The sequence below is a fragment of the Stenotrophomonas sp. HMWF023 genome, from assembly GCF_003060985.1.
Lineage (GTDB): Bacteria > Pseudomonadota > Gammaproteobacteria > Xanthomonadales > Xanthomonadaceae > Stenotrophomonas > Stenotrophomonas lactitubi.
Genome location: NZ_QAIJ01000272.1, coordinates 10,231 through 20,558, shown reverse-complemented (window position 1 = coordinate 20,558; position 10,328 = coordinate 10,231). Strand labels below are relative to the sequence as shown.

3 protein-coding genes and 2 pseudogenes are annotated in these 10,328 nt (G+C 66.7%); all 5 read right to left on the bottom strand.

Annotated features, from left to right (window positions below):
* Nucleotides 1-1,561, bottom strand: a pseudogene (pbpC, locus tag DBR20_RS15545) (penicillin-binding protein 1C); the annotation flags it as partial.
* Between the two features lie 118 nt (nt 1,562-1,679).
* Entirely contained in the window at nt 1,680-6,566 is a 4,887-nt protein-coding gene (locus DBR20_RS15540; protein WP_258223388.1) for an alpha-2-macroglobulin, read from the bottom strand.
* 321 nt (nt 6,567-6,887) lie between these two features.
* Complete coding sequence (locus DBR20_RS15535; protein ID WP_108266792.1) at nt 6,888-8,348, bottom strand: bifunctional 2-methylcitrate dehydratase/aconitate hydratase; 1,461 nt, start codon at nt 8,346-8,348, stop codon at nt 6,888-6,890.
* 124 nt (nt 8,349-8,472) lie between these two features.
* Complete coding sequence (gene prpF, locus DBR20_RS15530; RefSeq protein WP_108266791.1) at nt 8,473-9,651, bottom strand: 2-methylaconitate cis-trans isomerase PrpF; 1,179 nt, start codon at nt 9,649-9,651, stop codon at nt 8,473-8,475.
* Nucleotides 9,652-9,702: 51 nt separating this feature from the next.
* Nucleotides 9,703-10,328 (bottom strand): annotated as a pseudogene (locus tag DBR20_RS23295) (Fe/S-dependent 2-methylisocitrate dehydratase AcnD); the annotation flags it as partial.

Sequence of the window (10,328 nt, the reverse complement as noted above, 5' to 3'; positions counted from 1 at the left end):
GGCGGGTACTGCCGATCGCCCACGCATCGCGGTAGCCATAGCTGGTGCCGGTCTTCCAGGCCACGCGCGGCCGCCCGCCAATATCGAACGTGCCAACGCCGTAACCCGGGCGCGGGTTCGATTCCAGCATCTCGCGCACGATCCAGCTGGCACCGGGCGACGCCAGCCGCCGTTCGATCATCGGTTCGTCATCGGTGTAGCGCACGCGGCCGGCAGTGCCGTTGCGATTGAGTGCGGCAAACGCACCGACCAGATCTTCCAGGCGCGCGCCGGTGCCGCCAAGAATCAGCGACAGATTCGGTGAGCTGCCCGGCGGAAAGCGCAGCTGGATGCCGGCGTGCGACAGGCGCGCGGCAAAGCGTGCGGCGCCCACCCGCTGCAGCAGGTCCACCGACGGCACGTTCAGCGACAGACGCAAGGCACTGGCGGCGCTGATCGGTCCGTTGAAGGCCATGTCGAAGTTGCCTGGCCGGTAATTGCCGAAACTCTGCGGAGCATCCACCAGCAGGCTCTCGGAATGGATCAGGCCATCATCGAGTGCCATCGCGTACAGGAACGGCTTCAGCGTGGAGCCCGGGGAACGCCATGCCTGCACCATGTCCACGTGACCCAGCCGTTGCCGATCACCGAACGACAGCGTGCCAACGTAGGCACGCGCCTGCAGGGTCTGGTTGTCGACCACCAGCAGCGCTGCCGAGGTGCGCTCGGGCAGCGTGGAGAAATAGCTGGCCACGCGCTCTTCAAGGGTGCGCTGCAGGCCGATGTCGATGCTGCTCTGGATCCGCGCCTTGCCCGGCTGCGCCGAATGCAGGCGCTGCGCCAGCAGTGCGGCGTGCAGCGGCGGACGCAGCGAGCGTGCAACCACGTTCTCGATGCGCGCATCTTCCACTTCGTCCGGCGTCCACGCGCCGAGCTCGGCCATGCGCGCCAGCACCTTGTCGCGCGCCTTCTGTGCCGCTTCAGGATGGCGATCCGGGCGCAAACGGCTGGGGGCCTGCGGCAGTACCGCCAGCAGTGCGGCTTCGGCATGCGAAAGCTGCGCGGCCGGTTTGCCCAGATAGGCCCAGCTGGCCGCTTCCACGCCCTCGATGGTGCCACCGTAGGGCGCGCGCTCCAGGTACAACGCGAGGATCTCGCGCTTGGACAGGTGCACTTCCAGCTGCACCGCACGCAGCATCTGCTTCAGCTTGCCCCAAGGGGTGCGCGTATGCGGATCCAGAATGCGCGCCACCTGCATGGTCAGGGTCGAGCCGCCGGAGACAATGCGTCCACCGCGCAGCAACTGGCCGCTGGCACGCAGGATCGCCAACGGATTGATGCCCGGGTGCTGCCAGAACCAGCGATCCTCGTAGGTCAGCAGCGCCTGCAGGTACAGCGGCGAAACGCTGTCGACCGACGCCGGATAGCGCCACACGCCCTCGGCGTCGGCGAACGCACGCAACGGACTGCCGTCAGCGGCAACCACCAGCGTGCTGGTATCGCGCTGCTTCGGCAACGGTGGCGGAAAGACGAAATCCAGCACCAGCAACAGCACCAGCAATGCAGCCGTGCCCCAGCGCAGCCAGGGCCATAGTGGTTGCAGCCGCTGCCGCAGGCGCGGCAGCCGCGTTTTCAGAGATCCCACCTTCATCCACGGCATCCTGTGGGACGGGCCGCGCCGTCGCGGCCCGTCCGCACGATCACGGCTGTACCACCGTCAACGTGGTCGGGTTGCTGCGGCCGACGCCACGCAGCTGCGGCCGGTACATGTCCTCCACCAGCGGCGGCGGCACGGTGTAGGTACCCGGGGTGACCGCACGCACCAGATAGAACACATTGGCCTTGCTGCCACGCGAGAGCTTCAGCGCCGCCACGTAGCGGTCATCGCGGAACTCCTCGTGCTTGGTATCGGCCGCTTCGCTGCGGTCGCTGATGGTGATGCCATCCACCACCACATCGGCCCACTGCTTGGCATCGCCGAGGTTGAGGTTCTCGATCTCCAGGCCCGCCGGCAGCAGGTCGGTCAGCAACGCATCGGGCATCTCGCTGTCGGCGGTGACGGTGACGCGCACGATCAGCGCTTCGCCCTCCTTCAGCGGACGCGGCGACCACGGCTTGCCATCGGTGCCGAAGTAACTGCGCTCCACGCCGATCACGCTGTTGTCCGGCGCCGGTGCACTGCGCGGAATGCCGGCCACATCGATGCTGGCGAACATCGGCGGCTGCCCCTGCGGCGTGAAGCGCACGCCCGCGGCCAGCTGCCCTGCGTCGAAGTTGCGGCCAAACAGCTTGCGCTCGCCGATGGCCTCGGCGCTGCCACCAATCACCAGCTCACCGGCCACCAGTGCCTTCTGGTTGGCAGCCAACGCCTTGCCGAGGCGGGCGATGGCCACCTGTTCCTGCGTGCTCAGCCACATCCAGCCACTGTTGCGGCGCGCATCCAGGCCGCGGCCAAGATCGACCGCGCGTGCATCCCATGCCGGCTTGGCCAGCTTGTTTTCGTGGGTCAGCGCGATCATCAGCGCGTCGTCACGTACGGCACTGCCGTAGTCGCCGTAGTACGAGGGGCGCTCGCTGCTGGACTTGGCGAAGCCGGCCGCAAGAGCTGCCTGGCCACGCTTGGCATCGCCCTGCAGCGACAGCGCCACACCCAGGTGCACCAGCGACAGGCCACCCACAGCCTTGCTGCGTTCGTTGTCGTACAGCGTACGCAGAGTACCCAGCGGCGCGCGGTTGACGCGGGCCAGCACGTAACCCGAGTACGCCTGGTTGGCGAACTTCAGGCTTTCGCGTTTTTCCTGGCCATAGAACTGGTTGCCACCGGACAGCAGGTCTTCGCTCAGGCGGTTCAGCGCCTTCTGCAGCACGTTGTCCGGCACCGCAAAACCACCGTCCTTGGCATCGAGCAGGAACTCGGCGATGTACGGCGTCAGCCACGGGTTCACGTAGCCGTCGTCACCCCACATCGAGAAGTTGCCGTTGGCCACCTGCATCGACGCCAGGCGACCGAACGCACCTTCCATGCGCTCGCGACGGGTCTTCGCGTCCAGGCCATCAGCGCCGAGCATGGATGACGTGGCCTGATCCAGGATCAGCGCGGCGTAGCCCTTGCTGGTGGTCTGTTCGGCGCAGCCGTACGGGTAGTTCAGTGCGCCCTGCAGCGCGCTGGCGAACGGGATCGGCGGCAGCGGGCTGACCAGCAGGCGGGCATTGACCGATTCGGACATCAGCCCGTCCATCAGGCTGCCATCCAGGCTCACCGCAGCCAGCGGATCGAGCGTACGCACCTGCGAGCGCAGCACCTGCGGCCACGCCGCGCGCACCGGCAGGTCGTAGCGACGGTCGGCCTTGAAGCCGTTGCCATCCACACGCACGCGCACCTTGGCCACGCTGTGGCCCTCGCGCGCCGACAACGGGAAGCTCAACGTGGTCTTGGCATCGGCATTGAGCTGCACGCTGCGGGTGCCCTCGCTCAGGCTGAGTGGGCCTTCGCTGTCCACGCGCACGTTGAACTGACCCGGCTTGCCGGTGAAGTTCTGCACGTCCAGGGTCACCGTACTGCGGTCACCCGGGGCGAGCACGCGCGGCATGCTGGCCTCCGCCAGGATCGGCGCGCGCACGATGGTTTCCACATCGCGCTTGCCGTACTGGTCATCGCTGTAGACCAGCGCCGACACGCGCAGGGTGCCATTGAAGTCCGGCACCTTCAGACGGATGCGGGCAATGCCCTTGGCATCGAGCTGCACCGGGCCGGAGAACAGGTCCACGGTCTGCACGCGCGCGGTCGGCCGCTTGGCCTGCGGCAACGCCTGCAGCGCCATGTCGCCACCGAACTTCAACTTGCCACTGCTGCCGTCGAAGCTCTCGATCACCCGGCTGTAGATGTCATAGGCATCGATGCCAAGGCGACGCTGGGCAAAAAAGTGTGCGCCGGCATCGGGCACCGGGAAGCGGGTGATGTTGAGAATGCCCACGTCCACCGCCGAAACAGTGACGTGCGCGGTTTTGCCGGCCAGCTGCGGTGCGCTGACCGTCACCGGCAGGTCCTGCTCCGGTCGCATCTGCTTGGGTGCGACCAGGCCGACGGCCACGGTGCGGCCCTTGCGGTCCATCGGCACGTGCACCACGCCCACCGCGCGGGCCGGGGTGATCTTGCTCGGCGCACTGCCACCGCGGAACACCAGCGCGGTGATGTACACGTCGTGGCGCTCCCAATCGGCAGTGACCGGGATCTTGTAGGTGGCACCGGGCTTGGCGTCGATGTCCTGCACGTACAGCATGCGGTCGGTCTCGACCATCAACACGCCCTTGCCGGCGTGCGGCGGGGTCACCGTCACTTCCAGGGTATCGCCGGCCTTGTAGCCGGTCTTGTCCAGGCCCAGCTTGACCTTGTCCGGGCGGGCATCGAGGCCACGGTTGTCATCGCCCCAGCTCCAGCCGGCGCGGAACGGATAGCGGCTGGTCAGGCCGGTGGACGGATCGAACACGTCCACCCGGTACTCACCCCACTCCACCGGGAAGTCGAAGGCGACCGCGCTGCCGCCGGCATCGACGGTACGGGTTTCCTTGTTTTCGAAACGGCGGGTGAAATCGTAATCCCAGCGGTTGTCGTTGAAGGTCCAGTGGTAGTCGCGCAGCTCGCGCACCAGGGTGATCTTCAGGCCCTTGGCTGGCTGCGGCTTGCCGTCCGCATCCACGCGCATCAGTTCAAAGCGCGCGTTGCCGTTGGAATCAGCGCCGTCGTCCGGATTGAACAACGGGCGCACACCGACCAGCGCGGCAGCCGGCCACACCACCCGCTTCAGGGTGCGGGTGACCGTGCGGCCACCGGTTTCATACAGGCTGCCGGACAGCACCACCGCGATCGGCGCTTTCGCCTTGGTCGCTTCTTCCGGCAACGACACGTCTTCGCGCAGCTGGCCATTGGCCGGCAGCGTGGTATCGATCACATCCTTGGCTTCGCGCGGCAGCTGCAGGGTCGGGTCGCCGAAGAAGTAACCCGGCAGCCCCTCAACCGGCTTCTGTTCGGCGGCCACCGCCATGCGCGCGGTGAAGCGGTTGCCATCGGCCGGGGCACCATACAGATAGGCACCGTTGGCCTGCAGACGCAGGTCTTCGCCCGGCTTCAGCGTTTTCTGGGCACTGTCCAGGTCCAGCTTCATGCGCTCGGGCAGGAACTCCTCGATGCGCAGGGTCATGCCCTGGATCGCTTCCTTGCTGGCCGGGTCGGTGCGGAACTCAACCTGCCAGCGCCCGGTCGGCGCCTCGGCGGGAATGGTCTGCTCGAAATTGATGTAGCCCTGTTCGCCCGGTTGCACGCGGGTTTCGCGGAAGGTCTTGCCGTCGGGCTGCTTCAGGCGCAGGAACACCGGCTGGCTCTTCACCGGCTTGCCGTCGTTGTCGCGGAGCAGCGCGGACAGGCGCACCGTCTCACCCGGGCGGTACAGGTCGCGGCCCGACCAGGCGTAGACATCGAACCAGGCGTTGTCACGGCCGGCCACGGCGAACTCGCTCAGGTCCAGCGCGGGCTGGTTGAAGGGCAGGAAGCTGGTGTCCTTGCCGCTGCTGGCGACCAGCACGTGGGTGGCATCCAGGGTGTAGTTCAGCAGCGCATTGCCGTTGCTGTCGGTGCTGCCCTTCAGCACCACCTCACCCTTGGCATCGAGCACGCGCAGGTCGATGCCCTTCAGCGATGCACCGTCCTTCAGCGCGGCGGTGTGTACGAACAGCTTGTCCTTGTAGGCACGGGTGTGCAGGCCGATGTCGCTGACCGAGAAGAAGGCGGTATCGAACTCGCCCTCGTAGTCACCGGTGCGCTTGAGCAGGGCGAAATACAGCCCCGGCTCCTGCAGCTCCTTGATGTCCTGGGTCGGCAGGTAGGTCAGCACCCGCTCGTTCTGCTTGCCACCCAGAATGAAGCGGTTGACGTAGACCGGCTCGGCCAGCTTGTTGATCGGGCTGCGCTCGTAGTCGCTGCTCAGTTCCCAGCTGCCACGGCGACCGCCGCGCTGGTACTGGCTGAAGAAGGTCGGCAGGTCCTTTTCGCGCACGCGCAGGAACTCGACATCGACTTCCGGCACGTTCACCGACACCACCGGCAGGCCACGGCTGTCCTTGGCCGGCAGCACGCTGCCCTGCGAGGCGAAACCGGCCACCGGCTTCAGCTCGCCGCTGAACACCTTCTGCTTCAGTTCCTTGCCCAGGCGACTGCCATCGGCGGCCAGCAGGTCCGGCGAGACCCCCAGGCTGAATTCCTTGCCGGCTTCGACAAAGGGATAGCGCAGGGTCAGGCCGTCATCGGACAGGGTCCAGCTGCTGTCATCGTTGCCGACCTTCTCTTCGAAGCGCACCAGCTTGTCGAAGTCCTGGGTGCCGACCAGCGGGCGCGAGAACTCCAGCGCCAGCGACAGGCCTTCACTTTTCTGGTCCGGGTAGGCACGCAGCAGGGTGAACTCCTTCACCTGCTCGGCCTTGGTGGCGATGGCCTCGCCGCTGGCCTTGGGCAGCTGCCCGCTGTCGTTGCGACAACCGGCCAGGCCTGCCAACAGGCTGCCTGCCAAGAGCGCCGCCGCCCACCCCCACCGCATCCGCCGTGCCGGACCGCTCATGTCGTCACTCCTTGATCGAGGTGCCCATTATAGGGCCGCCGCGTCAAGGCGTTGACGCCGGGCACCCGGCAACGGAAACCCGGTAGTCGCCAACCTTGGTTGGCGCTGTGCCTCCCCCTGCCGACGTTGTGCCAACCGAGGTTGGCACCCACCACAACAGGTCCGGAAACCCGGTAGTTGCCAACCTTGGTTGGCGCTGTCCGTCACGCGCCTGCTGCCCGCCTTGTGCCAACCAAGGTTGGCATCTACCAGAGCAGGTCCAGCGCGGGTGCCCGGTGGAGCATCGGAACGGGCCCCGCCCTACCCCGGCAGGTACAGGTCCACATAGTCGGTCACCGGCATCGCCGCCAGCGCGACCGGGTCCAGCGAGGCGGCCAGGATGCGCTGCTGCTGGGCAGTCGGGAAGCGGTGTGCCAGGTGCCGGCGGAACTTGTCCATCAGCAGCGGAATACCCTCTTCGCGCCGGCGCGCGTGGCCCAGCGGGTACTCCACCAGCACCTCCGGCAGCGCGCTGCCATCACTGAAACGCACGCTCAGGCCGTTGGCAATGCTGCGCTTGTCCGGGTCCAGGTAGTCGGCGCTGAGCTGCGGGTCTTCATGGCAGGCCATCTTCGCCCGCAGTGCGTCGATGCGCGGATCGGCCGCCATGTCGTCCTCGTAGTCCTCGGCCACCAGCCGTCCATGCAGCAACGCGATGGCGACCATGTACTGCACGCAGTGATCGCGGTCTGCGGGGTTATGCAGCGGTCCCTGCTTGTCGATGATGCGGATGCAGGCTTGCTGGGTACGGATCGCGATGTGCTCGATGTCCTCGACCTTCCGCCCCAACGCGCGCAGCTGGTGGTGCAGCAGGACCGCTGCCTCCACCGCCGTCTGCCCGTGGAACTCGGCCGGGAAACTGATCTTGAACAACACGTTCTCCATCACGTAGCTGCCGAAAGGGCGGCCGAGGGTCAGCGCCTGGCCATGCATCGATACCGCCTCGAAGCCCCAGGTCGGTGCACTGAGCACGCTGGGGTAGCCCATCTCGCCGGTGGCGGCCATCAGCGCCAGGCGCACGCCACGGCTGGTCGCGTCACCGGCTGCCCAGCTCTTGCGCGAGCCGGTGTTGGGCGCATGCCGGTAAGTGCGCAGCGCCTGCCCATCCACCCAGGCCAGCGACACCGCGCTGAGCATGCGCTCGCGGTCCAACCCGAGCATCTGCGCGACGACGGCGGTGGTGGCCACCTTGACCAGCAGCACGTGGTCCAGGCCAACGCGGTTGAAGGAGTTCTCCAGCGCCAACACGCCCTGGATCTCGTGCGCTTTGATCATCGCCAGCAGCACGTCGTGCACGGTCGGTGGCGGGCGTCGCAACGCGGCCGCATTGCGGCCGAGCCAGTCGGCTACGGCAAGGATGCCACCCAGGTTGTCCGAGGGGTGGCCCCATTCGGCGGCCAGCCAGGTGTCGTTGAAATCCAGCCAGCGCACCATCGCGCCGATGTTGAAGGCCGCCTGCACCGGATCGAGTACGAAGTTGGTGCCAGGGACACGCGCGCCATTGGCCACGCTGATGCCCGGCACCAGCGGTCCCAGCAGCTTGCTGCAGGCGGGGAAGGACAGCGCCTCCAGCCCGCAGCCAAGCGTGTCGAGCAGGCAGTGATGCGCGGTCTGGAACGCCTGCGGCGAATCAATGCGGGTGTCACGCACGTAGTCGACGACGTCCACCAGCAGCGCATCCCAGGCTGCACGCGTGTTGGATGGGGTGTGGCTGCTGGACATCGTGGGTCTCCTCGTTGGGGTGCACGGTTACCCGTGCACCATGCCAACCAAGGTTGGCATCTACCAAAGCAATCGGTCTCCGCGGCCCGGTAGTCGCCAACCTTGGTTGGCGACTACCAGAGCATCACCTAGCCGGCACCCGCACCTTGCCTTCCATCAGCACGCGGGCACTGCGGCTCATGATGGCCTTGGATACCGTCCACTGACCGTCAACGAGCGCCGCCTGCGCACCCACACGCAACGTGCCGGAGGGATGACCGAAGGTCACCGCTTCACGTTCACCGCCACCGGCCGCACGATTGACCAGCGTGCCGGGGATTGCCGCGGCGGTACCGATCGCCACTGCAGCGGTGCCCATCATCGCGTGGTGAAGCTTGCCCATCGACAGCGCGCGTGCATGCAGATCAATGTCCGCAGCCGGAATCTCCTTGCCGCTGGACGACACGTAGTCCTGCGCGGGGGCGACGAAAGCCACCTTCGGCGTGTGCTGGCGGGTGGCCGCATCTTCCAGCGCCTGGATCAGGCCCATGCGCAAGGCGCCATAGGCACGGATCTTCTCGAAGCGCTCCAGCGCCGCCTTGTCTTCATTGATCGCCGGCTGCAGTTCGGTGCCGGTGTAACCGAGGTCGGCAGCGTTGAGGAAGATGGTCGGGATGCCGGCAGTGATCATCGTCACCTCGAAACTGCCCACGCCCGGCACGTCCAGCGTATCGACCAGGTTGCCGGTGGGGAACATCGCGCCAGCGTCGCCATCGTCGGACGGGTCGATGAATTCCAGCTGGATCTCTGCGGCCGGGAAGGTCACACCATCCAGCTCGAAATCGCCGATCTCCTGCACTTCACCATCGCGCATCGGCACGTGGGCGATGATCGTCTTGCCGATGTTGGCCTGCCAGATACGCACGGTGCACAGGCCATCGCGCGGTACCCGCGACGGATGGATCAGGCCGTTGGCGATGGCGAACGGGCCGACGGCGGTGCTGAGATTGCCGCAGTTGCCGCTCCAGTCCACGAATGCCGTGTCGATCGACACCTGGCCATACAGGTAATCCACGTCGTGGTCGGGCACCGAAGCGGTGGAAATGATCACGCACTTGCTGGTGCTGGACGTCGCGCCGCCCATACCGTCGGTCTGCTTGCCATACGGGTCGGGCGAACCGATCACGCGCATCAGCAGCGCATCACGCGCGGCGCCCGGCACCTGTGCGGCTTCGGGCAGGTCCTGCAGGCGGAAGAACACGCCCTTGCTGGTGCCGCCACGCATGTAGGTGGCAGGAATACGGAGTTGCGGGAGGAAGGTCATGGATCGGTTCCTTACAATGAAAGACGGCCCGTTGCCGGGCCGTCGGATGTCTCACGCCACCTTGGCGCCTTCCAGGAAGTCCTGGGCGAAGCGCTGCAGCACACCACCTGCCTCGTAGATCGCCACTTCCTCGTCGCTGTCCAGGCGGCAGGTGACCGGCACGATCACGTCCTGGCCGTCGCGGCGGTGGATGACCACGCGCAACTCGGCGCGCGGCGTCCGCTCACCAATCACGTCGAAGGTCTCGGTGCCATCGATGCCCAGAGTCAGGCGGGTGGTACCCGGCTTGAACTCCAGTGGCAGCACGCCCATGCCGATCAGGTTGGTGCGATGGATACGCTCGAAGCCTTCGGCAACGATCGCCTCCACACCGGCCAGGCGCACGCCCTTGGCGGCCCAGTCACGCGAACTGCCCTGTCCGTAGTCGGCACCGGCGATGATGATCAGCGGCTGCTTGCGCTCCATGTAGGTCTCGATCGCCTCCCACATGCGCATGACCTTGCCTTCCGGTTCCACGCGCGCCAGCGAGCCCTGCTTCACGCTGCCGTCTTCGTTGCGCACCATTTCGTTGAACAGCTTCGGGTTGGCGAAGGTGGCACGCTGCGCGGTCAGGTGGTCGCCGCGGTGGGTGGCGTAGGAATTGAAGTCCTCTTCCGGCAGGCCCATCTTCGCCAGGT

Bases quoted from the DNA above. Each gene is read 5' to 3' on its own strand.
- DBR20_RS15535 (WP_108266792.1), bottom strand. From the start codon at position 8,348: ATGTCCAGCAGCCACACCCCATCCAACACGCGTGCAGCCTGGGATGCG.
- DBR20_RS15540 (WP_258223388.1), bottom strand. From the start codon at position 6,566: ATGCGGTGGGGGTGGGCGGCGGCGCTCTTGGCAGGCAGCCTGTTGGCA.
- prpF (WP_108266791.1), bottom strand. From the start codon at position 9,651: ATGACCTTCCTCCCGCAACTCCGTATTCCTGCCACCTACATGCGTGGC.